Raw genomic sequence first — 26,349 nt, 5'->3', positions numbered from 1 at the left:
ACGACGACGCGGCCGCGCGCAACGCGGCCAGCGCGCGGGAGGCCGGCGACACGCTGGCGGCCGCCCGCCGGGGTGCATTCGCCGCGGTCGTCGCCGACCGCTGGTCCCCCGGCCTGCACATGACCAGCGGCCAGGGCTACCGCGGTGGCGTGGCGATGGCGGTGCAGGGGATGGACCTGGACCTGCGCCGGGGCGTGCGCCAGAAGTTCGTCCACGCGGTCACCAGCCGCGACACCACGGTGTGGGAAATGGAGCTGATCAGCCCACCGCACGACCCGCACCACTGCCCGCCGGCGGTGGTCTGGCTGATGTCCCACCCCGAGGGGCGGGTCGAGCGCCTGCGGCTGTTCTTCCCGGTGCTCAGTGCTGGGCGAACTGCCGGTTCGCCGGCTGGCTGACGCCGGCCTTGACCGGCAGCGCGTCGATGACCAGCCGCTCGCCGTAGATGTCGGTGACCGCGACGGCCCCGCCGCACCCGGCGCCGTTTTCCGACAGGAAGTAGTTGTAATCGGTGCGCTGGAGCCGTTTCCAGCTGCTGCCGGCGCGGACTTCCAGCCGGGCCACCGGATTGCGGTGGTCGAGCACCTGGATTCCGCACCAGTACTGGGACGATCCTTCTTTGTAGCGAAGCGAAATCTGCTTCGCCGACGGCTGGCTCACCAGTTTCCAGGTGACCGGGATTTCCCCGCGGACCCGCGCCCCGAGGCGGTCGAACGCCTTCGGGTTCAGGTCCAGCTGCCCGACCCGGCACGGCGCCGGGCACAGGTTGGTGATCCGCACCGTCACGCTCGCGCCCCCGGCCGCGTGGACTTCGACGTAGGCCCCGCACGCCTGGGAGCCTTCGAAGTCGGCGACGTTCATCGCCGCGTTCAACGGATCCGGGCTCGCGTCGTACCCGCACGCGCCGGTGCCGTCCGTGTCGTAGAAGGTGGCCACGCCGGAGTGGCTCGCCCCGGGCTTGATCCGCCCGGCGAGCGGCGCGTCGGCCGACCCGGCCGCGGACGTCGGCGCCGTGACGCTGGAGGACGCGGGGGTGGTCGTCGTGGCCGAGGGCGAAGGCGGCGACGTGCTCACGGGCGGGGTGGTGACGGCGGTGCCGATCACCGGAGCGGCGTCCGCTCGGTTCGCCGCTTCGGCGGGGGCCGGGCCGGCCGCCCGGGTCACGACCAGGACGACGACGGCCGTCGCCACCACGAGCAGCGCCACCAGTGACACGATCACCGCGCGTTTGGGCACCGCACCTCCTGGACCGTGGGCCGGATCGCTGGTCCACAGTAGACAGCACCCGGGGGCGGGTCAACGACGGTGTGCCGGACAATGTGAGCGTTAACACAATGGTGACGCAAAGCCGGCCACGTCGACCTCAGGCGGCGAAGAGGATGTGGCGCAGGGTGCGGGACAAGTGGTCGATCAGCGCCGGCACCGGCAGTTCTGCGAGCGGCCCGGTGCGGGCGATGTACCGGTTGACCGTCACGCCGATGAGCTGCGCACCGAGCATCGAGACGCGGGCGGCGACATCCTCGCCGTCGAGGACTTCGCGGTAGGCCCGGATGCTGCTCGCCTCCATCGCGCTGTACAGCTTCGTCGCCGCCTGCTGGTCGGAGGCGATGCTGCGCAGCAAGACCACGAGGGGGTCGACCGCGGCGTTGGCCTCCATCCGCTCCACGTAGCCGCGCGCAACGCGCTCGGGCAGCGTCTCCAGGTCGCCGGCGATCACCTCGTCGAGCTCCCGGTGGCCCGGGACGGCGGCGAGGAACAGCTGCTCCTTCGACCCGAACTGCCGCAGGACCAGGCCGTGCGTGACGCCGGCGCGGGCCGCGATGTCCCGCACCGTCGCGCGGGCGAACCCGCGTTCGCCGAAGGAGGCGCGGGCCGCGTCCAGGATGGCCTGGCGGTGGCCTTCCGGGTCGCGCCGATGGGGGCGTCGGGTCATGTCCCCCAATTTACCAAGTGGTCAGCAAGCCGCTTATGCTGCTTAATGACCAACTGGTCAAGAGAACGGAGAGAGCTCATGAGCACCATGATGATCATCGGCGGCACCGACGGACTCGGCCGCTTCATCGCCCAGCGGCACGCGGACCAGGGCGGCACCGTGGTGATCGCCGGCCGCGACGCCGCTCGGGCCGAGGCGGTCGCGAAGGAAATCGCGCCGACCGCGACCGGCCTCGGTCTGGACCTCTCCCGGCCGGAGACCATCGCCGCTTCGGGCGCCGGCGCGCCGGCCCTCGACCACCTGGTCGTCACGGCCAGCCACCAGCGCCCGAACACCTTGCGGAACTTCGACATCGCCGAGGCGATCACCGCGGTGACGACGAAGCTGGTCGGTTACGCCGAAGCCGTCAGAGTGCTGCGAGAGCGCTTCACGCCCGATGCGTCGGTCGTCCTCTTCGGCGGCCTGGCCAAGGAACGGCCCTACCCGGGCTCCACGGTCGTCACCACCGTCAACAGCGCCGTCACCGGCCTGGTGAAGACGCTCGCCATCGAGATCGCGCCGCACCGGGTCAACGCCCTGCACCCGGGCCTGGTCGGCGACAGTCCCCGCTGGCGCGACGCCGACCTCGGGGCACAGGTCGAGCGCACCCCGATCGGGCGGCTGGTCACCATGGCCGAGATCGCCGACGCGACCGGGTTCCTGCTCCGCAACGGCGGGATCAACGGCCACGACCTGTTCATCGACGGCGGTTTCCTCACCCGGTGATCCGGAGCGGGCAGCAGACAGGGACTTCCGGGCAAACTTCGGTTACCCCTCGTCATCACCCGATGGTGTGGTGTTAACTGGCGCGACAGGCAGAGAGCGTTTCCCCCACTCGGCTGCGACGGCACAAAGCAGTACCGGTTCGCCCGCCCCGCCCGGAAAGGCCCGTTCGCGATGCGAGTGTCCGCCCCGCTGTCGTCCGGTCAGCAGCGCCTTTGGACCGTTTCCCAGCTGGACGGCGCGGGACCGGCCTACAACGAGACCATGGCCTTCACCCTGCGGGGACCGCTGGACCGCGAGGCACTGCACCGGGCCTTCGCCGCGTTGGCCGACCGCCACGAAGCCCTGCGGACCCGGATCGTCGTCGAAGACGGCCGGCCGGTGCAGGTCGTCGAGCCCGCCGGCCACGGGTTTCCGTTGGTCGTCACCGAGGTCGCCGGGCCGGGTGAAGCGGCCGAGCTGCGGCGGAGCGATCCGTTCGAACCGTTCGACCTGACGCGGGCGCCGCTGGCCCGGGCGCGGTTGCTGGCCGGGGCCGGGGCGCCGCCCCCCGATCTCCACGCTACCGGGGAGCACCGACAGTTCCGGGACGACGAGCAGCACGTCCTGCTGATCACCGTGCACCACGTCGTCTTCGACGGCTGGTCCCGGACCCTGCTGCTGCGGGAACTCGGCGTCCTCTACGCCGCGCAGCTGAGCGGCACGGAACCGGACCTGCCGCCCGCGCGGCCCTACCGCGACCACGCCCTGGCGCAGCAGGACTGGCTGGCCGGCGACGGCCCGGCGCCGCACGAGGCCTACTGGCAGGAGCGGCTCGACGGGGTGCCGCCGGTGCTGGAGCTGCCCGCCGACCGGCCGCGCCCGGCCCGGCAGGACTTCCGCGGCGCGCGGGTGCCCGTGGCCCTCGGACCGGACCTCACCGCCCGGCTGACAGCGGTGGCGCGCGAGCACGGCGTCACGCTCTACTCCACCATCCTGACCTGCTGGAACCTTCTGTTGTCCCGGCTTTCCGGGCAAACTGACATCGTTGTCGGCGTCCCCACCGCCAGCCGCGGCGCCGGCGGCGAGTACCCCGACACGCTCGGGTTCTTCGTCAACACGCTGGCCGTGCGCGCCGACCTGTCCGGTGCCCGCACCGGGGCCACCCTGCTCAAGGAGGTCCGCGCGGCCCTGCGGGGCGCGATCGACCACGCCGAGCTGCCGTTCGAACGGGTCGTCGAGCTGGTGAACCCGCCGCGCAGCCCGGCGCACACCCCGCTGTTCCAGACGATGTTCGCCTGGGTGCCGACCCAGCACGACCTCCTGGAGCTGCCGGACGTGGCCGTCGAACCCCTCGACGTGGAGCACGCCCCCGCGAAGTTCGACCTCGCCCTCGGCCTCGCCGGCGAGAACGGCGACGGCGGCGATGTTCTCGGACACCTCGACTACGCCGTCGCCCTCTTCGACCACGAGACCGCCGAGCGGTACGCGCGGTACCTCGTCCGGTTGCTGGACCAGCTGGCCACCCGGCCGGACGCCGAAATCGCGAGCTACGAGCTCCTCGACGCCGCCGAACGCCGGGAGATCCTCACCGCCTGGAGCACCGGCCCGCGGCCGCGACGACGTCCCGGCGGGCTCGTCGAGCGGTTCACCGCCCACGCCGACACGACCCCGGACGCGCCCGCGCTCGTCTGCGACGGCCGGACCCGCACCTACGGCGAGCTCGACCGCCGCAGCACCAAGCTGGCGAACGCCCTGCGCGCCCGCGGGGCCGGCCGGGGCCGGGTGGTGGGTGTCCTCAGTGGACGGTCGGCGGACCTGGTCACCGCCGTGCTGGCCGTGCTGAAGACCGGCGCCGCCTACCTCCCGCTCGATCCGGCCCAGCCGGCCGCCCGCCGGGCGGCGATGGTCGAGGACGCGTGCCCCGTGCTGGTCCTCGGGCACGACGTTCCCGAGCTCGAGGCCGAAGGCGACGAGACCCGGAGACCGGTCGCAACCGAGCGCGGCGACACGGCTTACGTGATCTACACGTCGGGGTCGACCGGGCGCCCGAAGGGCGTCGCCGTGACCTACCACAGCGTCCTCGCCCTCTTCGACCAGTGGCTGGACCGCTTCGGGGCGACCCCCGGTGAGGCGACGTCGGCGTGGTCGAGCATCGGCTTCGACGCCTCGGTGCACGAACTACTGCTGCCGCTGACCACGGGCGCTGTACTGCACATCGCGCCCGAGGACGTCCGGCCCGATCCGGCGGCCTTGATGGCGTGGCTGCGGGAACACCGAGTGGTGCAGGCCTTCCTGCCACCCGCCTACGTCCGGTGGGTCGACGAAGATCCCACGCGCGTGCACGGGCTCGCGTTGCGGCAGCTGCTGACCGGCGTCGAACCACTGCCGGAGGCCGCGCTCGCCCGGTTCGCCGCCGCTCTGCCCGGGCTGCGGATCTGCTTCGGCTACGGGCCGACCGAAGCCACCCTCTACGCCACCGCGCACGTCGACCCGCAGCCACGGGACCGCCCGGCGCCGATCGGGCGGCCGCTGCCCGGCTCGCGGGTGTACCTCCTCGACGAGCGGCTGCGCCCGGTGCCGCCGGGTGTGGTGGGCGAGGTCTTCCTGGCCGGCGACTGCCTGGCCCGAGGGTACCTGCACCGGCCGGGGCTGACCGCCGAGCGGTTCGTGGCGGATCCGTTCGTTCCGGGCGAGAGGATGTACCGCACCGGTGACCTCGCTCGATGGCTGCCGGACGGCCAAGCCGAGTACGCCGGCCGCCGCGACGACCAGATCAAGCTGCGGGGGTTCCGCATCGAGCCCGGCGAGGTGACGGCCGCACTGCTGGCCGTGCCCGGCGTCCGGGAGGCCGCCGTGCTGGTGGACCGCGAAGGCGAGCCGCGGCTCGTCGCCGGCGTCGCCGGCGAGCCGCGGACTCCGCACGAGTGGCGGGCCGCGCTGGCGGACCGGCTGCCGGACTACATGATCCCGTCGGTGTTCGCCGAGTTCGACCGGCTGCCGCTGAGCCGCAGCGGCAAGCTCGACCGCGACGCCGTCCTGGCCCGCGCCCGGGCGAGCGCACCGGCAGCGGTCAACACCGCGGCCCCGCGCGACCACGTCGAACTCGCCCTGCTGCGGATCTGGCGCGATCTGCTGCTGCACCCCGCGATCGGCGTCTCGGACGGCTTTTTCGACGTCGGCGGCACGTCGATCTCGGCGATCAAGCTGGCCCACGCGATCGGCGCGGAGTTCGGCCGCGAGCTGCCGATCCGGGACGTCATCCTGCACCCGACCATCGAGGCGCAGGCCGCGCTGCTGCGCACGGACCGCCCACCGGCGGGCGGCAGCCTGATCGAGTTCCGCCGCGGCGCCGGGCGCGCCCGGGTCGTCTGCGTGCACCCGGCGGGCGGCACGGCGTTCTGCTACCTGCCGCTCAGCGCGGCCCTGCCCGAGGACGCCGGTGTCGTGGGCATCCAGTCTCCCGGGCTCAACGCCGGTGAAGCGCCGCTGCCGAGCGTCGAGGCGATGGCCGAGGAGTACCTGCGGCTGGTCGCCCCGCGGCCGGAGGAAACGCTGGTCCTCTGTGGACTTTCGTACGGCGGTTTGGTCGCCTACGAAATGGGTCGCCGGCTCGCGGAGCACCACCCGCGCGTCAGCGTCGTCCTGCTCGACACCACCGCCACCGACGACCCCGCCGGGAAGGCGGCCATCGAGCCGGTGCCCGCGGCCGAGTTCCGCGAGAAACTGGTCCGCTTCAACGGGATGTACCCCGGGATCGAGGATGCGCAGATCGAGCGCTACCACCGCACGTACAACCACAACCGGCTGACCGCCCGCGAGCACGATCCGGGCGAGACGGCGGCGCGCGTGGTGTTCGTGCAGGCCGTCGGCGAGGACACCATCCCCGGCACCGCCGAGTTCTGGCGCCGCCGCGCCCGTGGCGAGTTCGAGGTGGTCCCCGCGGACTGCGGGCACTGGGACATGCTGGAAAGCGACGCGCTGCCGCTGGTCGCCAAGCTGATCTCGGCCGAGCTGGCGGCTCGATGACGTCGATCGCCCGCCGCGTCCACGACCGGGCCCTGCGGCACCCGGACGCCCTCGCCGTGTCCGACGGCCTCCGCCGGCTCACCTACGCCGAGCTGAACGCGGGCGCCGCCGCCGTCGCGGAAGCCCTGGCCCACCGGGGAATCCGCCCGGGTGACGCGGTCGCCGTCGCGTTGCCGCGGTCGGCGGAGCTGATCCAGGTCATGCTGGGCGTGCTGCGCCTCGGCGGCCAGGTCGTCCCGCTGGACCGGCAGAGCCCGCCCGCGCGCCGGGACGCCATCCTCGCCGACGCGCGCGCGGCCACCGTCGTCAGCGACGAGCTGCCCGGCGTCACGCCGGCCGAACTCCTGGCCGAACCCGCCGAAGCGGGCACGCCCGCCGAGCCCGCACCGGCGTCGTTCCTCTTCGCCACCTCCGGCACGACCGGGCGGCCCAAGGGCGTCGAGGTCCGCGACGCCGGGATCCTGCGGCTGGCCGAACCCGGCTGGCTCGACATCGGCACGCGGTTCGCCTGCCTGGCCAACCCGGCGTTCGACGCGCTCAGCTTCGAGGTCTGGGTGCCGCTGCTGACCGGCGGCACGTGCGTCGTGCTCGACGACGAAACCGTCCGCGACCCGCAGTCCTTCGCCGACGCGCTGGTCCGCGAGCACATCGACACGATGTTCGTGACCGCGACGCTGTTCAACGCGGTCGCCGAGACCGTGCCGGGCAGCTTCGCCACCGTGCGCCGCGTCGTCATCGGCGGCGAGCAGCTCAACGCCCCGCTGATCCGCCGCTGGTACCGGGCCAACCCGGACGCCCCGACGCGGCTGCAGAACGGCTACGGCCCGACCGAGACCACGACGTTCGCGCTCAGCTACGCGATCCCGCGCGGGTTCGACGGCGACGTCGTGCCGATCGGCCGTCCGCTGCCGGGCACCGGCGCGGTCGCGGTGACGCCGGACGAGCGCGTGGCCGCCGAAGGCGAGGTCGCCGAGCTGTACCTCTCCGGAGCCGGCGTCGCGCTCGGTTACCGCGGCCTGCCCGCGGAGACCGCGCGGCGGTTCGTCCGGCTGCCGTGGTTCGACGACGGCCGCGCCCGGTTCTACCGCACCGGCGACCTGGTCCGGGTGCTGCCGGGCGGCCGGTACGCCTACGTCGGGCGCACCGACCGGCAGGTGAAGGTCCGCGGGTTCCGGATCGAGCCGGGCGAACTGGAGCAGCGGCTCCTGGCCCACCCGGAGATCCGGCAGGTCCACGTCGCCGTGCGCCGCGCGGCCACGGCCGAGCTGCTCGCCTTCGTCGTGGCCGGCGAGCTCTCCTACGACGCCTTCGAAGCGCACCTGAGCGAGACCGTGCCGGCCTACATGCGGCCGCACCACGTGTTCCGCGTCGGCGAGCTGCCCCGCAACGCGAACGGGAAGATCGACGAAGCCGCGCTCCTGGCGGGCGGGTTCTCGTCCTGGCGGCCGGAGTCCGGCGGCGACGCGACGGCGTGGGAGCGCGAGGTCTTGGACGTCGTCACGGAGACCCTCGACGTCCCGGACCTCCGTCCCGGCGACCGGTGGCTGCGGTCCGGGGGCGACTCGCTCAAGGCGTTGCGGCTGCGGTTCGCGATCCGGGAACGCTGGGGCGCGGACCTGGCGCCGTCGGTCGTGCAGCGCGGGACGTTCGCCGATCTCGCCGCGGCGATCTCGGGCGCCGGCCGCGCGGCCTACCCGGAGCCCGGCGCACCGACCACCGCGGCCACCGCACCCGCCACCAGTGAGCAGCAGCGGCTTTGGCTTCTGCAGCAACGAAATCCGGCCTCCACGGCGTACCACGTGCCGCTGGCCTTCCGCGTCACCGGCGAAGCAGACGTCGACGCCCTGCGCCGGGACGTGCGTGGCCTGGTCGAGCGGCACCCGGCGCTGCGCACCGCGTTCGAGGCCACCCCCGACGGCCTGCGGCAGGTGACGAAACCGGCGTACGACCCGTGGACCGAGCCCGGCGAGGACTTCTTCACCGCGCCGTTCGACTTCGCGTCGGGCCGGCTGCTGCGTGCGGCCTGGCGTCCCGACGGCACGTTCCTGCTGTGCCTGCACCACATCGCGGTCGACGGCTGGTCGCTCAACATCCTGTTCCGGGAGCTTTCCGGCGCCTCACCGCGGAGCGCGCACACGCCACTCGACTTCGCCGCCTGGCAGGCCCGCTGGTTCGCCTCCCCCGGCTACCGCGCCCAGCTGACCGACCGCTTCGACGACGCCGAGCCCCTCGGTGAAGCGTCCCTGGCCGGACGGCTGCACACGACCCGCATCGACCGCGAGCGCGTCGACGAGTGGGCCGGCGAGCTGGGCCTGACCCGGTTCCAGCTCCTGCTGGGCGTGTTCGCGTGGAGCCTCTACGCGGTGACCGGGCGGACCCGGCCCCGGATCGCCGCCCCGGTCGCGAACCGGCCGGTGCGCGAGTTCGAAGACAGCGTCGGGATGTTCGCCAACACCGTCCGGCTGCCGCTGACCGTGGACCCGGAAGAAGACCTGGACACCCAGCTCCGCCGGCTCGGCGAAGCGTCCGGTGCGGCCCTGGACGGCCAGGACATCGCGTTCGCCGACCTCGATCCGGGGTACGCGGCCTTCGACTACCTGTTCGTCCTGGAGAACACCGACTTCGCGGCGCTGCGGCTGCCCGGCTGCTCGGTCAGTCCACAGTGGATCGAAGCGGCCGAGGCCAAGTGCGCGCTCACGCTGTCGGTCGTGGAACGCCCCGACGGCTTCGACTGCCTGTGGGAGTACGGCGATGGCCACTTCACCGAAGCCGAGGCGACGGCCCTCGGCGAAGTCTTCGACCGCGCCCTGCACGGCGACGCCCGGACGCCCGACCGCCATGACCACGGCCGTGGTGCGGACACGGGGCTGACGTGGGAAACCGTGGCCGAAGGCTTCGCGCGGCAGGTCGCGCGGACCCCCGACACCCCGGCGTTGACCGGCGGCACGACGCTGACGTACGCCGAACTGGACGCGCACGCGGCCCGGCTCGCCGCCACCCTGCCCGCGGACGCCACCGACATCGCGCTGTACTTCAAGCCGTCGGCCGAGCACGTCGTCGCGCTCCTCGCCCTGGCCCGGCTGAATATCACCGCCGTGCCGCTGGACCCCGCGTACCCGCCGGAACTGCTGCGCGCCATGCTCGACCGGGTCCGGCCGCGCTGCGTCCTGCTCGCCCCCGGGGAAACGTTCGAGACCGATGTCGAGCGGCGGTTCGTCACGCTCACCGGCGGGCCGGTGCCCCACGTCCCGGCCCGGCACGCCGGACGGCCGCTCTACACGCTGTTCACCTCGGGCTCGACCGGCGTGCCCAAGGGCGTGCGCGTCCCGGACCGCACGCTGGCCAACCTGCTGCAGTGGCAGGACGCGCCGCCCGCGGCGACGCAGCAGTTCTCGATGCTTTCGTTCGACGTGTCGTTCCAGGAGATCTTCACGACGCTCTGCGGCGGCGGGGCGCTGCACCTGATCCGCCCGGAATGGCGGCACGACGTCCCGGCGCTGCTGGCGCAGCTGGACACCGCCGGGATCGAACGGATCTTCCTGCCGTACGTGGCGTTGCAGCTGCTCGCCGAGCACGGCGTCCGGCTCGGGCGGTACCCGGCGCGGCTGCGGGACGTGATCACCGCCGGCGAGCAGCTGGTGTGCACGCCGGCGATCCGCCGCTGGTTCGCCGGGCTGCCCGGCGCGCGCCTGCACAACCACTACGGCCCGACCGAAACCCACGTCGTCAGCGCCCTGACCCTCGACGGCGACCCCGCGGCGTGGCCGGACCGGCCCGCCATCGGGCGTCCGGTGGCGAACGCGGTCCTGCGGGTCGCCGACGCCGCGGGCGCGCCGCTGCCGCCGGGACAGGTCGGCGAGCTGCTCATCGGCGGTCTCGCGGCGAACCGCTGTTACCTCGGCGAAGCGGCTCCGGAGAAGTTCGCCGAGCTGCCGGAGCTGTACTACCGCAGCGGCGACCTCGCCCACTTCGACCGCGCCGGGCTGCTGCACTTCGACGGCCGCGCCGACCGGCAGGTCAAGCTCAGCGGCCACCGCCTCGAACTCGGGCAGGTCGAGGCGGCGCTGCTGCGGCATCCGGACGTCGTCAACGCGGTGGTCGCGGCCGAGGACGGCCGGCTGACGGCGTTCCTGGAGTGCCGCCGGACGCCTTCCGCGTCGGAGCTGGCCGATTTCCTGGTGCCGCTGCTGCCGCCGCACGCGCGGGTGGACCGCTTCCGCGTCGTCGACGCCCTGCCGCGCACGCCGAGCGGGAAGCTCGACCGGGACGCGGCTGTCCGCGTGCCGGGGACGGATCTCCACCGGACGGCCGACCGGCCGTCGAGCGAGCTGGCGGCGCTGTTCGAAGAGGTGACCGGTGCGCCGATCGGTCCCGACGAGACGTTCTTCGCCGCCGGCGCCGGCTCGCTGGCGCTGATGCGGTTCCACCTGCGCTGCGCCGAAGCCGGCTACCGGTTCACCGTGGCGGACCTCTTCGAGCACGTCACCCTCCGGGACCTGACGCGCCACCTCGAGAGCGGTCCGGCTCCGGCTCGGGCCGCGGGCCGGGATGCCGCCGACGAGCCGGTGGCGGTCGTCGGCATGGCGGTGCGGCTGCCCGGCGCGCGGGACCTGGCCGCGTTCTGGGAACTGGTCGTCTCGGGTCGCCGGGGCATCGAGGAGTTCCCGGCGGCGGACGGCCTGGTCGGCGCGCGCAGCCTGCCGGCCGATCCGCTGGCGTTCGACCCGGAGCACTTCGGGATCAGTCACCGCGACGCGGCGCTGATGGACCCGCAGCAGCGGCAGCTGCTGATGGCGTGCGTGGAGGCCTTGGCGCACGCCGGGATCACTTCGGGTGCCGGCGTCGGGCTGATCGCGGGCTGTGGGGAGAACACCTACTTCCAGCAGATGCTGCGCGAGGCCGACCCGGCGGCGCTGCCCGACGGCTTCCAGCTGGCCCTGCACCACGAGAAGGACTTCCTCGCCACGAAGGTCGCCTACCACCTCGACCTGACCGGGCCCGCGTTGACGACCCAGACCGCGTGTTCGAGTTCACTGGTCGCGGTCCACCAGGCGGCGGGGATGCTGCGAGGCGGCGAAGCGGACGTGATGCTGGCGGGCGGCGTGCTCGTCGACGTCACCCTGGCCGCGGGGTACCGGTACCGGCCGCAGCACATCTTCTCGGCGGACGGGCACTGCCGCCCGTTCAGCGACGACGCGGACGGCACGGTGGGCGGCAGCGGCGTCGGCGTGGTGGTGCTGAAGCCGCTTTCGGCGGCCCGTCGTGCCGGCGACACGGTGTATGCGGTGCTCACGGGCTCCGCCCTGACCAACGACGGCGCGGTGAAGCAGGGCTACAGCGCACCGTCCCCGGCCGGGCAACGCGCGGCGATCCAGGCCGCGCTCCGGCGGGCCGGCCGCCCGGGCGCGGACGTCGGCTACGTGGAGGCGCACGGGACCGGGACCCGCCTCGGCGACCCGATCGAGGTGGCGGCCCTGCGCGAGGCGATGCCCGATGCGACGGGGTGTGCGTTGTCCTCGGTGAAGAGCCAGCTCGGGCACCTGGGCGCGGCGGCGGGCGTGGTGAGCTTCATCCGCGCGGCCCTGGCGGTGCACCACGGCGTGCTGCCGCCCACGGTCGACTTCCGCGCGCCGAACCCGGCGGTGGACCTGGGGCCGTTCCGCGTGCCGACCCGGGCGGAGCCGTGGCCGGCGGGCCCGCGGGTGGCGGGGGTGAGCAGCTTCGGCATCGGCGGGACGAACGCGCACGTGGTGCTGGAGTCGGTCCGCCCGGTGCCGCCCCCGCGCCCGGATCCGGTGCGGTGCTTGGTGCTTTCGGCGCGCAGCGCAGCCGCACTGCGCCTGGCGGCGGCTCGGGTGGCGGACTACCTGGCCGCACATCCGGAGTCCTATGTGGACGTGCTCCGCCACCTGCAGACCGGCCGCCCGGAAGAGCGCTGGCGCATGGCGGCGGCCTGCGAGGACGCAGCCGCGGCGGTCGAGTGGCTCCGCACCGCCGAGCCCCAAGAGGTGCCCAGCGCGGCGCTTGCCCGGGCAAACGCCGCCTCCACGCCAACCGAACCCCAAAAGGCGCCCAGCGCGCCACTCTCCCCGGCAAACGCCGCATCCGCGCCAGCCCAGCCCCGCCATGCCCCCACCTCGCCGCCGCGCGAGGCCGCCGAGGCGGCTGCCGCTTGGACCGTCGGCGCTCCCGTCGGCTGGAGCCAGGCCCCCTGCCCCGCGCCATGGGACTTCCCGCCGCCCGCCTTCGCCGCGCGCGACTTCGACTTCCCCCGCAAACCCGCCACCACGCGACGGCCCGAAACCGCGTGGCTGCACCAGCCCACCTGGGTCCGCCTCCGCCGCGCGACCACCGCCGCCCCCACCGATCGCGTCCTCGTCATCTGCGGCGAAGGCCCGCTCACCGCCCCCGCCCTCGACGCCGCCTACCCACGCGTCGTGCGGGTCCAGGCCGCAGACCGCTTCGCCCGCCCAAGCCCCGACACCTTCGAAGCCGACCCGGCCGACACCGCCCAGCTCAGGCAAATCCTCGACGTCCTGCCCGACACGGGAATCGACTGGCTGCACACCCTCCCCCTCGGCATCGCCGGACCCGTCGGCGAAGAGTCACTGGACCGCGCGCGCTGGGCCTGCCTCGACACACCCGCCGCTCTCCTACGGGCCGCCCACGACCGTCCACTCAGGACGTGGTGGGTCTCCGCCGGGGCCGTGCCCGCAAACACGCCCGTCACGCACCCCGAGGCCGGGCTGCTCGCCGGGGTCACCGCCGTCGGCCCGCAGGAAAGCGGCCTGCCCGGCCACTGGGTCGACCTCGAACGCCCCGACCTGGACCGAATCGCCGACCTCCTCACCGGACCGACCCCGCCGGAGCGCGTCGCCCTGCGCGCCGGCTTCTGGTGGACGCAGGGCAGCGCGCCCGTCGCAGCTACCGAGGTCGAGCTCCACGACGGCACGTACCTCGTCCTCGGCGGCACCGGCGGCATCGGCACGGCGGTCGCCGAGGAGCTGCTGACCCGCACCAGCGGCCGCGTCATCCTGCTCGCGCGTCACCCCTTCCTGCCTGAGGCGCTCAAACCGTGGGCGGACCGCGTCGACCTGCTGGCCGCCGACCTCAGCACCGTCACCGCCGACGAGATCCCCGGTCCCCTCGCCGGGATCGTGCACGCGGCCGGGACACCGGCCGGCGGCCTGATCGCCACCCGCGGCGCAAGCACGCCGACCGGCAAACTCGCCGGCGCCCTGCTCGTGGAACGGCTCATCGAACGCGACCGGCCGGACTTCGCCGTCTACTGCTCGTCGCTGTCCGCGCAGTTCGGCGGCGCCGGCCAGCTCGACTACGCCGCCGCCAACGGGTTCCTCGACGCGCTCGCCCACCGCGACGGCCCGACCGCCCGGCTCGCCATCGGCTGGGACGTCTGGCGCGACAGCGGCATGGCCGTCACGGCCCTGGAAACCGACACCCGGCACCAGGCCCACCTGGCCGTCGGCCTGAGCGACGAGGAGGGCCGGCGCACCTTCGCCCGCGCACTGGCGACGGGCCTTCCGCACCTCCTGGTCGCGACGACCGGCCTCGACGCCGCCCGCGCCTTCCACGAACGCGAAGCCACGCCGACGGTGAAACCGGCCGCGGCGGACCTGACCGAGGAAGTCCGCGCCCTCCTGGGCGTCGCCGAACTCGATCCGGACGTCCCGCTCTACGACCTCGGCGCCGACTCCCTCACCCTGCTGGACGTCGTCGACTCGGTGAAACGCCTGTACGGCGTCGATCTCGACCTCGCCTGGCTCGGCCCGGAGGTCACGATGTCGGCGTTGCTGGCGAAGCTCGCCGAAGCCGCCGACACCGGCGAAGTGGTCGTGCAGGTCTGGCGCGAAGGCAGTGGCGAACAAGCCGTCTGCCTCGTGCATCCCGTCGGCGGGGACGTGCACGCCTACCGCCCGCTCGTCGAGGCCCTCCCGCCCGGGCTCGGCGTCTGCGTGATCGCCGACCCGGCGCTCGGCAGGCCGGAACCGCCCGGCTGGCCGGTCGCGGACCGGGCCCGCCGGTACTACGCGGCCGTGCGCACGCAGTTCCCCGGCCGCACCTGGCAGCTGGCCGGGTGGTCGTTCGGTGCCTGGGTCGCGGCCGGGATGGCCGCCGAAGCCGAGGCGGCCGGGCAGCCGGTGCGGGCGCTGCACCTCATCGACCCGCCGCCGCCCGGCGCGAGCGCCGCCGGCTACAGCGACGCGCAGCTGGAGACGGTCTTCGAGCGCGAGCTGGGCGCCTCCGGCGGCACCGCGGGCGAGCACGCGCGGCGGCTGGCCCGGGCGTGCCGGGCCAATCTGCGCAGCATGACCGGCCACGAGCTGCCCCGGCTGACCACGACGCCCAGCCACGTCTGGCTCGCCACCGAACCCGAGCCCGGCCTGCCGGTGGCCGGCCGCGACGGCTGGCGCGCCCTGCTCCCCGAACCGAGCGACTGGCACGAACTGCCCGCCACCCACTACGGCATCGTGCGCGCCCCGCACGTCACCGCGGTGGCCGCGGCCATCGGACTGTGAGCCCCACAGAGGGAAAGGAAACCATGGAGCAGTACGAACTCGACGCCGTCAAGCGGATCACGACGCGGCCGGCGCGCGGCTACCGGACCCTGGCGGTGCGGGGCCTGACCCCGGTGCTCGGCGCCGAGGTCACCGGCCTCGACCTGACCCGCGAGCTCACCGACGAGCAGCTCACCGAGCTGAAGACGGCCTTCCTGGACCACCACGTGCTGGTGTTCCGCGACCAGGACATCTCGGTCGAGGACCACAAGCGCCTGGCCACGAGCTTCGGCGAGCTGCGCCCGGTGAACCCGCCGCCCGAGCACGGCGACCCGTACATCCTCGAGGTCGCGACCGCACCGGAGTCGGCCAACGTCTTCGGCAACGGCTGGCACGCCGACGGCACCGCCGACGAGGAGCCGTCACTGGGCTCGATGCTGCACATCACGCGGATGCCGGAACCGGGCAGCGGCGGCGACACGCTCTTCGCGAACATGCACCTCGCCTACGACATGCTGTCGCCGAAGCTGAAGGAGCTGCTGGCCGGGCTGACCGCGATCCACGACGGCGCCCACGCCTTCCGCGGCCACAAGATCCCCGAAGGCTACGAGCCGCCGGTGAGCGAGCACCCGGTGGTGGTGCGGCACCCCGAGACCGACCGGCCCCTGCTGTTCGTCAACCCGGCCTACACCTCGCGCATCCCGCAGCTGTCGGCCGACGAGAGCCAGGCGGTGCTCGACCTGCTGTTCTCGGTCGTGCCGAACCGGCCGATGCTCGCGTGCCGCGTGCGGTGGGAGCCGAACACGCTGGTGTTCTGGGACAACCGGTGCGTCCAGCACCACGCCACCTACGACTACTACCCGCACACCCGCTTCGGCCACCGCGTCGCGATCAACGGCGGCCCGCTCAAAGGCTGACCCCGTCTTCCTCGAGGAGCTCTGACCCATGTCGTCCGAACCCGTGGTGGACGTCCGCGATCCGGCCGTCCTCGACGACCCGATGCGCGGCTACGACCGCATCCTCGCCGCGTCACCGGTCTGCCGGGCCCGGCTGCCGAACGGCGCGGAGGGCTGGCTGGTGACCGGCAGCGCCGAGGTCCGCGCCGTGCTGGCGGATCCGGCCGTGCGCAACGACCCGGCGGGCCTGCCGGGCCAGGGCGCGCAGACGCAGGAGGAGACGTTCCTCGCGCTCGGCACCCCGCGGGAGCACCTGCCCTACCTGCGGGCGAGCCTGCTGAGCCTCGACGGCGCCGAGCACACGCGGCTGCGCCGCAGCATCAGCCACGCGTTCGGCGCGTCGCGGGTCGCCGCGCTGCGCCCGCGGGTGCAGCAGATCGTCGACGCGTTGCTCGATGGCCTCGGCGAGGAGGCGGACCTGCTCGCCGAGTACGCCTACCCGCTGGCCATGGCGGTGGTGTGCGAGATGGTCGGGGTGCCCGAAGCGGACTGGGCGGACTGGTACCGCTGGGGCAAGGTCCTGGTCGACGGCGACCCGGCGCGGATCACGCCGACGCTGGGCGAGATGTTCGCCTACTGCCACGCTCTGGTGGACCGCCGCCGCGCCGAACCGCGGGCCGACCTGCTCAGCGAGGTCGTGGCCCAGGACGACCTGACCGACGTCGACGCCGTGGCCCTGGTCGTGTTCCTGGTGCTCGCCGGGCACGAAACGATGGCGCACATGCTGGCCAACGCGGCGCTGGCGCTGATGCGCGACCCCGCGCAGCGGAAGCTGCTGCGCGAGGAGCCGGAGCTGTGGCCGGCGGCGATCCGCGAGCTGGTCCGCACGGACGGGCCGGTCCAGCTGGCCCGCTTGCGTTACGCCGCAACGGACCTGGAGGTCGGTGGCGTGCGGATCAAGGCGGGGGACGCGGTGCAGGCGGTCCTCGGCGCCGCCAACCGCGATCCGGCGCAGTTCGCGCACCCGCACGCCGCGGACGTGCGCCGGCAGGCCGCGCACGGCGGCCGGGAAGGCAGCGTCGGATTCGGCTGGGGGCCGCACTTCTGCCTCGGCGTCGCGCTGGCGAAGCTGGAGGCGGAAGTCGCGCTGCGGAGCTTGTTCGAGCGCTTCCCGGAGTCCGAGCCGGTGGGTGACCCGGCGTGGGTGCCGCTGCCGCGCGCCCGCCACCGGGTCGCCTTGGCGGTGCGGCTGCGGTGAACGCCCCCGATGTTTCGGTCATCCTGCCGTGCGCCGGGTTCGGGACGCGGTTCGGCGCGCCGTACGCGAAAGAGCTGCACTGCCTCGCGCCCGGCATCACCGTGCTGGACCGCAGCCTGGAAGCCGTGGTGGAACTGGCGAAGAGCGGGCTCAGCGTGCGCGTGGTCGTCGTGTTCGGCCCGCACAAGCTGGACACGGTGAAGTACCTGGCGCGCTACGCCGGGACCTTCCAGCTGGTCTTCGTCTACCAGGACGACGTGGCCGAGCCGGGGCTCGACGGCGCGATCCGGTGCGCCCTGCCGCTGACGCGGGGACCGGTGGCGCTCGTGCTGCCCGACATCGTCGTCAGCGGCGTGGACAGCCTGCTCTCCGCACTGCGGCAGGCGGACGTGACCGGCTGGAGCGTGGTGGCCGCCGAGGAGCGGGATCCCGGCGTGCTGCGGCAGATGGGCGCGCTGACGGTGGCCGGCGGGGACGGCGTCGTGATCGTCGAAGCCGCCGCGGAAAAGCCGGCCGACCCGGCGGGCTTCAACGCGCTCTGGGGCATCGTGGCGGTCACCGAGGGCCAGGCCCACCGGCTCCCGGACGTGGCGCGGCGGGACGCGGACAGCCCGCTGGCCGGGGCCCGCGCCCAGATGGTGGCGCGGATCGTCAACTACAACACCACCGAGGGGTGAGCATGCTCGACGACGTGGTGGCGGCGCTGGACACCGTCCTGCCGCGGCTGGCCGCGGTCACCGGCACGCCCGGGGTCGCCGTCGCGGTCGCGACGAGCGACGACCTGCGGACGGCCGCGACCGGGTTCGCCGACCTGGCCGCCCGCACGCCGATGACCGCCGAGACGGTCGCGCCGGCGGGCTCGCTCACCAAACCCGTCACCGGCCTGGCCTTCCTGCAGCTCGTCGAGGCGGGCATGGCCGGGCTGGACACGCCGGTCGACCAGGTGCTGCCCGCGGGACTGCGCGGTCCCGGCCCGGCGCCCGCCACCACCGCCATGCTGGCGGCCCACCAGGGCGGCTACTACAGCGACATCGTCACCGCAGTCGCGCCCACGGCGCCGGCGGAGCCGATCCTCGACTACGTCCGGCGCCGGCACGAGACCGGCCGCGCCGTCGAGTACGGCGGGGTGCTGCCGCTGGTCACGGCGCCGGGGTCCTATTCGTACTCCAGCTTCGGGGTCGGGGTGCTCGGCGGCGTGGTCGAGCACCTGGCCGGCGAGCCGTACCGGACCCGCGTCGAGCGGGACGTGTTCGCCGCGGCCGGGATGCGGAACACGAGCATCGACGACGGCACGGGGAACTCCGGTGGCACCACCGGTTACGCCGCCTTCGGCGACTGGTCCCTGCCGAGCCCGCCCCTGCGGACGGCGGCCTACCCCGGGGTCGGGATGCACACCAGCGCCGCGGACTTCGCGCGGCTGCTGCAATCCCTGCTGCGCACCACCCGGGGCGAGCGCGGGCTGGTCCGGCCGGACTCGCTCGCGGCCATGGTGGCCCCGCGGGTGGAGCGCCCGAGCCCGCACGGCGTCCGCTCGTTTTCCGGCCTGACCCTCGAACTCGCCGATCCGGCACTGGGCGAGGACTGGTGGTGGGGGCACACCGCGGCGTTCCCGTGGGGCTTCTGGTGGGAGGCGCGGGTCTGGCCGCACCGCGATCTGGCCGCGGTCGCGGTGGGCAACCGGTGGGACATGGCCCGGTTCCACAACCCGGCGACCCGCAGCGCACCCGGGCTGGCCGTGGAGTGGGCGGGCCGCTGGGCGGTGTCCGGCGCACCGGCGAAGCTCTCCGACATGGACGGGCGGCCCCGGTGGACCGGTCCCCGGCCCACGACGGAAAGCTCGCACTGGATGGGCGTCCTGATGGGCGAACGCACCCACGGCCTGCTCGGTGTGCCCGGTCCGCTGCCGGTCGCGACGCTGACCGCCGGCGCGCGCTCCCTCGGCGACGGCGACGCGGACGGCTGGGACCCGGCCGCGTTCGGGCGTGGCGTGGAACAGGCGCGCGCGGTCGCGCCGGACCCGGCCGCGCTCGGGGTGCTGGGCCGGGAGCTGGGCCCGGCCGCGGCGCTGTGGATGCTGGAGTGCGGGGCGTCGGGCGCCGACGTCACGATGCCGGTCGGCTTCTACGCCGGGGCATCGCGGTGACGCGGGTACTGCTGTCCACCTACGGGACGCGTGGCGACGTCGATCCGCTGGTGGCCCTCGCGGTCGAGCTCCGGGCGCTCGGCGCGGACGTGCGGATGTGCACCCCGCCGGACGAGGAGTTCGCCGACCGGCTGGCCGGTCTCGGGATCGAGTCGGTGCCGGTCGGGCCACCGGTGCGGGCGTTGATGCGCCCGACCGCTCCCCCGACGGCGGCGGAACTGACCCGGTACCGCGCCGAGCTGCTCGAAACGCAGTTCGACGTCCTCCCCGCGGCGGCCGGCGGCTGCGACGCGCTGGTGGCGGCCGGCCTGGCGCAGGTCGCCGCGCGGTCCGTGGCCGAAGCCGCGGGCATCCGCTACGTCTACGCGACCTATGCCGCGGTCAACCTGCCGTCGCCGCACCACGCGCCGCCCCCGCGGCCCGGCTGGCCCGAGCCGGAGGGCGCGGACAACGCGGCGCTGTGGGAGCTGGACGCCCAGCGGGTGAACGCGCAGTTCCGCGAACCGCTCAACGCGCACCGGGCCGCCCTCGGTCTGCAGCCGGTGGACAACGTGCGCGACCACGTCTACTCCGAGCGGCCGTGGCTGGCGGCGGACCCGGTGCTGGGGCCGTGGCCGGAAACCGCCGGCCTCGAAGTGGTCCAAACCGGGGCGTGGACCCGGGTGGACGAACGTCCGCTGCCGGCCGAGCTGACCGCGTTCCTGGACGACGGCCCGCCGCCGGTCCACGTCGGCTTCGGCAGCATCGGCCCGGCACCGGACATCGCCCGCTGGTCGGTCGAGGCGAGCCGCGCCCGGGGGCACCGGGTGCTCGTCTCCCGCGGCTGGGCCGACCTGGCCGTCGACGACTGCTTCGCCATCGGCGACGTCAACCACCAGCGCCTGTTCGGCAGGCTGGCCGCGGTGGTCCACCACGGCGGCGCAGGCACGACGCAGACGGCCGCCCGGGCCGGCGTCCCGCAGGTGGCGGTCCCCCTCCGCGTGGCGGACAACCCGTACTGGGCCGGCCGGGTGGCCGCGACCGGGGTCGGCGCGGCCCTCGACGGCCCGACGGCGACGTTCGAGACCCTGACCGCGGCAGTCGACACGGCGTTGGCACCGGAAACCCGGGCGCGCGCGGCGGCGCTGGGCGCCGGGATCCGCACCGACGGGGCGACGACGGCCGCGCGCCTGCTGCTCGACGAGCTTCGGTAGGCGGGCAACGGCGTCATGAATGACTCATTCCTGACCTCCGACGCCAGGAATGAGTCATTCACTGCACCTCGGCCAACTGGCACTGCTCGGACTGGCAGAAACGCTTGAGCGATCAGGGCGCTTCTTCGTCCACAAGGGACTCCGGGGCGAGGTGCCAGACCTCCTCCATGGGCGTCCACCAGGCGCCCCCTTCGCGCGGGGAAAGCGATTCCTGGCAGGGATCGGTCAGCTTCCACCAGCGCTGCGTTTCGGGGTCCGCGGCGATGCGCGCCTGATCGGCGTCGTGGTCTTCGCCGACGTACTCGTAGTACCCGAAGAGCAGGTCGTCGTGCAGGAAGATGGAGAAGTTGCGGATGTTGGCTTCCCGCAGCGTCCGTTCGACCGCGGGCCACACCGCGGCGTGCAGCCGCAGGTACTCCTCGCGCCGCTCCGGGCGCAGGCGGATCAGCATGCCGTAGCGCTGGACCATGGAACTCCTTTCGGACGGGATGGCGATCACCGCTCCAAGCGGCCGGGATCGCCGGATTCGGGACGGCGGGCGAGCCACGCTTCGGTGATGTGGTCGAACATCGCCTTCGCGGCGCCGTCCCCGTCGCCGGCGGCGATCCGTTCGTAGACGCGGCGGTGCCCCTGGTTCGAGGCGACGCACAGGGCGCGCTCGCTCGGGCCCACGTAGCGGGCGGTGTTGACGACCTGGCTCTCCAGCGCGCGCACCACGCCCCGGGCGAGACGGTTGCCCGAGACCTGCATGATCGTGTCGTGGAACGCGAGGTCCTGTTCGCGGTAGGCGACGGGATCGTCGACGAGTTCGTCCATCAGGTCCACCAGCTCCCCCAGCCGGGCGACGACCTCCGGGCCGGCGGTCCGGGCGGCGACCAGCGCCATATCCGCTTCGAGCAGCCGGCGCGTCACCACCAGGTCGTCCAGGACGGCCGAGGTCTCGTCCTCGGCGATCACCGCGGCCAGGACGAGCTCGTCGAGCATGTTCCACATCGACGCCGGGTTCACCACCGTGCCCGCGCCCTGGCGGACCTGGACCAGGCCTTTCGCCTGCAGCAGCTTCACCGCCTCGCGGACCACGGTCCGGCTCACCGAGAAGCTCTCGCACAGCACCGGTTCGGCCGGCAGCGACGACCCGGACGGGTGGACCCCGCGCACCACGCGTCCCACGAGTTCGGCGGTGACCGCGCTCGCCAGGTTCGCGGGACGGCGCACCCAGTCGGGGGCAGCGGGTTGCCGGTCTGATGCCGTCATCGTTCCTCCGGTCGCACTGCGCCGACCTCCGCCGAACGCACGTGAAGCTTACACAGCGCAGGCGTTGACGTCATACGTCATACGAGTTACGTTTTTGCGCACTGCGCCGGGCCACTCCCCGTCCGGCCACCGTCTGGAGAAGTGAGCAGCGATGAAGCAGCGCACACTATTCTCGGCCGCCCTCGTCGCGGCGTTGGCGTTGACCGCGGGCTGTGGAAGCGCCGCCGGCCCGGCCGCCCCCACCGGCGACGCGAGCGGCAAGCTCGTGGTCTGGGACTGGAAGTCCGGCGACGCCAAGGCCGCGAGTTACGTGGCGAAGGCCAAGGCCGAGTTCGCCAAGCAGCACCCCGGTGTCACCGTCGAGTTCGTGGCCCAGCCCTACGACCAGTACTACACCCTGCTGGGCGCGGCGATCCAGGCCAAGAGAGGCCCGGACGTCATGCTCTTCAACGGCGGCGGCCAGATCCGCGACCGGGTCGGCGACCTCGCGCCGCTGGACTCCTACGTCGCCGACGACCGCTCGCGCCTCAGCGGCTGGGACGCCTTCACCAAGGACGGGAAGGTCTACGCCGAACCGGTCACCCTGCAGGGACACCCCTTCTACTACGACAAGTCGCTCTACGAAAAGGCCGGGCTGAACCCGGATGCGCCGCCCCGGACCTGGGACGACTTCGTCCGCGACTGCGGCACCATCGCCGCGAAGACCGGCGCGAAGTGCCTGGCGCTGGGCAACAAGGAAGGCGCCGGGATCCAGTTCTTCCTCTCGGCGGTGGGTTCGGCGACCCTGACGCCGCAGGAGTCCACCGACTGGATCGCGGGCAAGCGCAACTGGACCTCGCCGGACGTCAAGCGGGTCTTCGAGCTCTGGAAGCAGGTCAACGACGCCGGGCTGAACTCCGACGGCCCGAACTCCACCGCGATGTTCAACGACGCGTTCGCGCTCTTCCAGTCCGGCAAGGCCGCGAACGTCATCGGTCTGATGTCCGACGTCGGGCACTGGAAGGACTTCGCCGAGTTCCTGGGCGCGGACAAGGTCGGCGTGATGACCACGCCGGTGGTCAACCCGGCCGCCACCCCGGCCCTCCCCTACGACGGCGGCATCGGCTACGCGGTCGCGAAGAGCACGAAGGATCCCAAGCTGGCCGCGGACCTGGTCCGGTCGCTGAGCTCGACCGACGCGTTGAAGTCCTTCTACGCCGACAGCGGCGCGATCGCCGCGGACACGTCGATCGACGTCTCGGCGGGCGGCCCGGCCGTGGCGACGATCGTCTCGGAGGTCAAGACCGGCAAGCCCGCCCTGCACGTCGCCCTCTCCTCGAAGACGCTGGACCTGATGGGCCGGCTCTCGCAGCAGCTGCTGAGCGGGTCGATCGGCGTCGACGAGGTGCTGCAGCAGCTGGCCGCGTCGGACAAGGGCTGACGACGTGACCGGGTACTCTCCCGCTCCGGTGGACCGGGCTCCGGCCCGGCCCACCGGGGGACCCGCGCCGGCCCGGCGCGCCCCCCGCGGAACGCGGCTCGAGCGCTTCGCGCCGCTCGTCCTCGTCGCCCCGGCCGTGCTGATCGTCCTCCTGCTGCGGCTGTGGCCGCTGCTGCTCGGCGTCAACTTCTCCTTCACCGGGGACGGCGCCCGCAACGGCACGGCCGTCGGCTTCGACAACTACGCGACGCTGTTCGGCGATCCGCTGTTCCGCACCGCGGTGCGCAACGTCGGGCTGCTCGTGCTGCTGCTCCCGGTCGCCGTCGCCATCCCCGGCCTGCTCGCCACCTTCATCCACCTGAAGGTGCCGGGCCACCGGGTCTACCGCGGCGTCTACTTCTTCCCGGCCGTGCTGTCCCCGGTGATCGTCGGGGCGATCTTCAACCTGCTGCTGGCCTTCGACGGGCCGGTCAACGCCGTGCTGGGCCTGGCGGGCCTCGGGCCGGTGGACTGGCTCGGGAATCCGAGCGTGGCGATCTTCGCCGTCGTCGGGGTGCACGTCTGGGCGACGTTCGGCATGGCGCTGGTCGTCTTCCTCGCCGGTTTCTCCACTTTGGACTCCTCGCTGCTGGACGCGGCCAAAGTGGACGGTGCGTCGCTGCTGCAGACCATCCGGCACGTGATCGTCCCCGGCCTGTCCCGCACCATCCAGTTCGTCTTCGTCACCACCATGATCGGGATGCTGACCTCGATGTTCGGCCTGCTGTACGTGATGACCAACGGCGGCCCGGCCGGGTCGACCTACCTGCCCGAGTACTACGTCTGGTTCCAGCAGGGGCACCTGAACCAGCCGGCGCTGGCCTCCGCGGGGTCCACCGTGCTGTTCCTGATCATGCTCGTGGTCGGGCTGGCCCAGATCGGCATCCTGCGGCGCTCCGGAAAGGAGGACTGATGCGGGGTTCCCGGCTCACGAAGTGGCTCGCCGCCATCCCCATGGCCGCTCTCGCGCTGGCGACGATCTACCCCTTGGTGTTCACCGCGAACGTCGCGATGAAGGACCGCCGCGAATACACCCTCGACCGGTTCGCGCCCGCCGGCGCACTCCGCTGGGACAACATCGCCCGGGCGTGGACGAGCGTGGGGATGTCCCGGTACTTCCTCAACTCGGTCGTCGTCGTGGTGTGCTCGGTCGCGGTGCTGCTGCTGCTCGGGTCGATGGCGGGTTTCGCGCTCGGCCGCCTGCGCTTCCGCGGGTCGTCCGCGGTCTACCTGGGCATCCTCGCCGCGCTGTTCGTGCCGTTCCAGGTGATCATGGTCCCGCTCGCGCGGATCATGGGCGACACCGGCCTCATCGACACCTACCCGGGGCTGATCCTCGCCTACGTGGCGCAGTTCCTGCCGTTCACGGTCTTCCTGATGACCAGCTTCTACTCGGCCGTGCCGTCGGAGATCGTCGACGCCGCCCGTGTCGACGGGTCGACCGTCTACGGCGTCTACTGGCGGATCATGCTCCCGCTGGGCGCCCCGGCGCTGCTGTCGGTCGGGGTGCTCAACGCGCTGTTCTGCTGGAACGACGTCCTGATCTCGCTGCTGCTGATGCCGTCGGTGGAGCACCGGACCCTGATGGTCGGGGTGACCGCGCTGCGCGGGCAGTACTCCGCCGACATCCCCACGTTCGCCTCGGGGGTGCTGATCGCCGCGGTGCCGGTGCTGCTCGTCTACCTGTTCCTGCAACGCCAGATCGCCGACGGGGTCACCGCCGGGTCCACGAAGGGATGAAATGCGCATCACTGGTTTCCGGGCCCTCACGACCGTCCAGGAGTGGGGCCGCCCGATCGGTGACGCCAACGGCGTCCACGCCGACGGTGTCGTCCGGATGCCGATCGTCGTCGTCGAGACCGACGAAGGCGTCACCGGCGTGGGGCTCGGTTCGCACGTGCTGGCGGAGACCGTCTTCGCCGCGCTCGAGGGCGAAGACCCGCGTGGCGTGACCGCGCTCTACGACCGGATGCTGCGGCGGATGTTCAAGGCCGGGCACGCCGGCGCGGTGTTCGGCACCATCGGCGCCTTCGACACGGCGTTGTGGGACATCAAGGCGCAGCTGGCGGGCGAACCGCTCTGGCGGCTGCTCGGCGGGCGGGACCGCCGCGTGCCCGCCTACGCCTCGGGTCTCGACATCGCCCTGGACGACGACGAGCTGGCCGAGCTGTACCGCACCTACGCCGGCCACGGGCTGCGCGCGGCGAAGCTCAAGGGCGGTCTGGACATCGACCGCGACCGGCGCCGCCTCGCCCTCGTCCGCGACGTCCTCCTCGAGGCAGGCGACGGCGCCCGCCCGGGCCTGATGCTGGACGTCAACGAGAACTGGACGCGCAAGCAGGCCGTCCGGCACGTCGGCGAGCTCGAACGGACCCTCGACCTGACCTGGGTCGAGGAACCCGTGCGGCGCTGGGACGTGGACGGTCACGCGGCCGTCGGCCGCGGTGTCCGCGCCTCGGTCGCCACCGGGGAGAACCTCACCGGGCTGGAACAGCACCGGCCGCTGATCGCGGCCGGCGCGGTCGACATCGTCCAGACGGCCGCGGGCTGGGGCATCACCCACTTCCTGCGGGTCGCCGCCCTCGCCCACGCCTACGACCTGCCGGTGAGCCCGATCGGGACGACCCCGGTCGGGCTGACGCACGCCGCGACCGCGGTGCCCAACCACCTCGTCACCGAACTGCAGGACCTGCGGCCCCCGGTCGGGGTGACCCTGGCTCACGAAATCGGCGACGGCGCGTTCATCCTCGGCGACTGCCCGGGCCTGGGCGTCGGCCTCGACGAAGCCGCCATCGCGGCCGCCGGCCACCGGCTCCCGGACCCGTCGTCCGCCGGTACGCACATCCGCCCTGATCGCGCCGGTCATTACCTGTTCCCGGCGTCCGGCAACGGCGACCGCGCGACCGTGGAGGCCTGAGGCCCCGTGA

General features: G+C 73.4%; 17 protein-coding genes. 13 read left to right on the top strand and 4 right to left on the bottom strand.

Annotated features, from left to right (window positions below; all coding sequences use genetic code 11):
* Nucleotides 1–119: 119 nt before the first annotated feature.
* Nucleotides 120–398 carry a hypothetical protein gene (locus tag ISP_RS20980; protein WP_013225817.1) on the top strand — a complete coding sequence of 93 codons (279 nt, stop codon included), beginning with the start codon at nucleotides 120–122 and terminating at the stop codon, nucleotides 396–398.
* Here ISP_RS20980 and ISP_RS20975 read toward each other — a convergent pair.
* Nucleotides 361–1,236, bottom strand: a complete 876-nt coding sequence (locus ISP_RS20975) for an expansin EXLX1 family cellulose-binding protein (protein ID WP_013225816.1) — start codon at nucleotides 1,234–1,236, stop codon at nucleotides 361–363. The two genes, ISP_RS20980 and ISP_RS20975, sit on opposite strands and share 38 nt — an antisense overlap.
* Nucleotides 1,237–1,363: 127 nt before the next feature.
* Nucleotides 1,364–1,933, bottom strand: coding sequence for a TetR/AcrR family transcriptional regulator (locus ISP_RS20970; RefSeq protein ID WP_013225815.1), 570 nt, complete (start codon nucleotides 1,931–1,933; stop codon nucleotides 1,364–1,366).
* A 78-nt stretch (nucleotides 1,934–2,011) separates the two neighbouring features.
* On the opposite strand from ISP_RS20970, the gene ISP_RS20965 reads away from it, so the two are divergent.
* The 8 genes from ISP_RS20965 to ISP_RS20930 all read left to right on the top strand — a co-directional run bounded on the left by ISP_RS20965 (nucleotide 2,012) and on the right by ISP_RS20930 (nucleotide 20,709).
* Complete coding sequence (locus ISP_RS20965; protein ID WP_013225814.1) at nucleotides 2,012–2,698, top strand: SDR family oxidoreductase; 687 nt, start codon at nucleotides 2,012–2,014, stop codon at nucleotides 2,696–2,698.
* 171 nt (nucleotides 2,699–2,869) lie between these two features.
* Nucleotides 2,870–6,703 (top strand): non-ribosomal peptide synthetase, encoded by a 3,834-nt coding sequence (locus tag ISP_RS20960; protein ID WP_230468872.1) that lies wholly within the window; start codon nucleotides 2,870–2,872, stop codon nucleotides 6,701–6,703.
* A complete protein-coding gene (locus ISP_RS20955) occupies nucleotides 6,700–15,240 on the top strand; it encodes a non-ribosomal peptide synthetase (protein WP_013225812.1) in 8,541 nt (2,846 codons plus the stop codon). Before ISP_RS20960 ends, ISP_RS20955 begins: the two co-directional genes overlap by 4 nt.
* A 23-nt stretch (nucleotides 15,241–15,263) precedes the next feature.
* On the top strand, nucleotides 15,264–16,136 hold the full coding sequence (locus ISP_RS20950) for a TauD/TfdA dioxygenase family protein (RefSeq protein WP_013225811.1): 873 nt from the start codon (nucleotides 15,264–15,266) through the stop codon (nucleotides 16,134–16,136).
* A 28-nt stretch (nucleotides 16,137–16,164) separates the two neighbouring features.
* On the top strand, nucleotides 16,165–17,373 hold the full coding sequence (locus ISP_RS20945; RefSeq protein ID WP_013225810.1) for a cytochrome P450 family protein: 1,209 nt from the start codon (nucleotides 16,165–16,167) through the stop codon (nucleotides 17,371–17,373).
* Nucleotides 17,370–18,050 carry a glycosyltransferase family protein gene (locus ISP_RS20940; protein ID WP_013225809.1) on the top strand — a complete coding sequence of 227 codons (681 nt, stop codon included), beginning with the start codon at nucleotides 17,370–17,372 and terminating at the stop codon, nucleotides 18,048–18,050. Before ISP_RS20945 ends, ISP_RS20940 begins: the two co-directional genes overlap by 4 nt.
* Before the next feature lie 2 nt (nucleotides 18,051–18,052).
* Nucleotides 18,053–19,516 (top strand): serine hydrolase domain-containing protein, encoded by a 1,464-nt coding sequence (locus ISP_RS20935; RefSeq protein ID WP_014467045.1) that lies wholly within the window; start codon nucleotides 18,053–18,055, stop codon nucleotides 19,514–19,516.
* Complete coding sequence (locus ISP_RS20930; RefSeq protein ID WP_013225807.1) at nucleotides 19,513–20,709, top strand: glycosyltransferase; 1,197 nt, start codon at nucleotides 19,513–19,515, stop codon at nucleotides 20,707–20,709. Before ISP_RS20935 ends, ISP_RS20930 begins: the two co-directional genes overlap by 4 nt.
* A gap of 112 nt (nucleotides 20,710–20,821) precedes the next feature.
* Here the strand turns inward: ISP_RS20930 and ISP_RS20925 are convergent, their stop codons facing one another.
* Nucleotides 20,822–21,178, bottom strand: coding sequence for an L-rhamnose mutarotase (locus tag ISP_RS20925; protein WP_013225806.1), 357 nt, complete (start codon nucleotides 21,176–21,178; stop codon nucleotides 20,822–20,824).
* Between the two features lie 26 nt (nucleotides 21,179–21,204).
* Nucleotides 21,205–21,963: a FadR/GntR family transcriptional regulator gene (locus tag ISP_RS20920; protein WP_013225805.1), complete on the bottom strand. Its 759-nt coding sequence runs from the start codon at nucleotides 21,961–21,963 to the stop codon at nucleotides 21,205–21,207.
* Between the two features lie 151 nt (nucleotides 21,964–22,114).
* Between ISP_RS20920 and ISP_RS20915 the strand changes: the two genes are divergently transcribed.
* From ISP_RS20915 to ISP_RS20900, 4 genes are read left to right on the top strand one after another with little or no spacing between them, the layout of a single operon-like run.
* The gene (locus tag ISP_RS20915) at nucleotides 22,115–23,383 is read left to right on the top strand and encodes an ABC transporter substrate-binding protein (RefSeq protein WP_013225804.1); all 1,269 of its coding nucleotides are present in this window, start codon (nucleotides 22,115–22,117) and stop codon (nucleotides 23,381–23,383) included.
* A 4-nt stretch (nucleotides 23,384–23,387) separates the two neighbouring features.
* On the top strand, nucleotides 23,388–24,335 hold the full coding sequence (locus tag ISP_RS20910; protein WP_230468871.1) for a carbohydrate ABC transporter permease: 948 nt from the start codon (nucleotides 23,388–23,390) through the stop codon (nucleotides 24,333–24,335).
* The gene (locus ISP_RS20905; RefSeq protein ID WP_013225802.1) at nucleotides 24,335–25,162 is read left to right on the top strand and encodes a carbohydrate ABC transporter permease; all 828 of its coding nucleotides are present in this window, start codon (nucleotides 24,335–24,337) and stop codon (nucleotides 25,160–25,162) included. Before ISP_RS20910 ends, ISP_RS20905 begins: the two co-directional genes overlap by 1 nt.
* 1 nt (nucleotide 25,163) lies before the next feature.
* Entirely contained in the window at nucleotides 25,164–26,339 is a 1,176-nt protein-coding gene (locus ISP_RS20900) for a mandelate racemase/muconate lactonizing enzyme family protein (RefSeq protein ID WP_013225801.1), read from the top strand.
* Nucleotides 26,340–26,349 lie beyond the last annotated feature (10 nt).

Origin of the sequence: Amycolatopsis mediterranei (assembly GCF_026017845.1) — a bacterium.
GTDB classification, from domain to species: domain Bacteria; phylum Actinomycetota; class Actinomycetes; order Mycobacteriales; family Pseudonocardiaceae; genus Amycolatopsis; species Amycolatopsis mediterranei.
The sequence above is the reverse complement of the archived record's forward strand: the minus strand, read 5'-3'. Positions and strand labels throughout refer to the sequence as shown.

What these genes read in the sequence shown, in the direction of transcription:
- ISP_RS20980 (WP_013225817.1), top strand. Translation starts at nt 120, where the DNA reads ATGACCAGCGGCCAGGGCTACCGCGGTGGCGTGGCGATGGCGGTGCAG.
- ISP_RS20970 (WP_013225815.1), bottom strand. Translation starts at nt 1,933, where the DNA reads ATGACCCGACGCCCCCATCGGCGCGACCCGGAAGGCCACCGCCAGGCC.
- ISP_RS20965 (WP_013225814.1), top strand. Translation starts at nt 2,012, where the DNA reads ATGAGCACCATGATGATCATCGGCGGCACCGACGGACTCGGCCGCTTC.
- ISP_RS20960 (WP_230468872.1), top strand. Translation starts at nt 2,870, where the DNA reads ATGCGAGTGTCCGCCCCGCTGTCGTCCGGTCAGCAGCGCCTTTGGACC.
- ISP_RS20955 (WP_013225812.1), top strand. Translation starts at nt 6,700, where the DNA reads ATGACGTCGATCGCCCGCCGCGTCCACGACCGGGCCCTGCGGCACCCG.
- ISP_RS20950 (WP_013225811.1), top strand. Translation starts at nt 15,264, where the DNA reads ATGGAGCAGTACGAACTCGACGCCGTCAAGCGGATCACGACGCGGCCG.
- ISP_RS20945 (WP_013225810.1), top strand. Translation starts at nt 16,165, where the DNA reads ATGTCGTCCGAACCCGTGGTGGACGTCCGCGATCCGGCCGTCCTCGAC.
- ISP_RS20935 (WP_014467045.1), top strand. Translation starts at nt 18,053, where the DNA reads ATGCTCGACGACGTGGTGGCGGCGCTGGACACCGTCCTGCCGCGGCTG.
- ISP_RS20925 (WP_013225806.1), bottom strand. Translation starts at nt 21,178, where the DNA reads ATGGTCCAGCGCTACGGCATGCTGATCCGCCTGCGCCCGGAGCGGCGC.
- ISP_RS20920 (WP_013225805.1), bottom strand. Translation starts at nt 21,963, where the DNA reads ATGACGGCATCAGACCGGCAACCCGCTGCCCCCGACTGGGTGCGCCGT.
- ISP_RS20915 (WP_013225804.1), top strand. Translation starts at nt 22,115, where the DNA reads ATGAAGCAGCGCACACTATTCTCGGCCGCCCTCGTCGCGGCGTTGGCG.
- ISP_RS20905 (WP_013225802.1), top strand. Translation starts at nt 24,335, where the DNA reads ATGCGGGGTTCCCGGCTCACGAAGTGGCTCGCCGCCATCCCCATGGCC.
- ISP_RS20900 (WP_013225801.1), top strand. Translation starts at nt 25,164, where the DNA reads ATGCGCATCACTGGTTTCCGGGCCCTCACGACCGTCCAGGAGTGGGGC.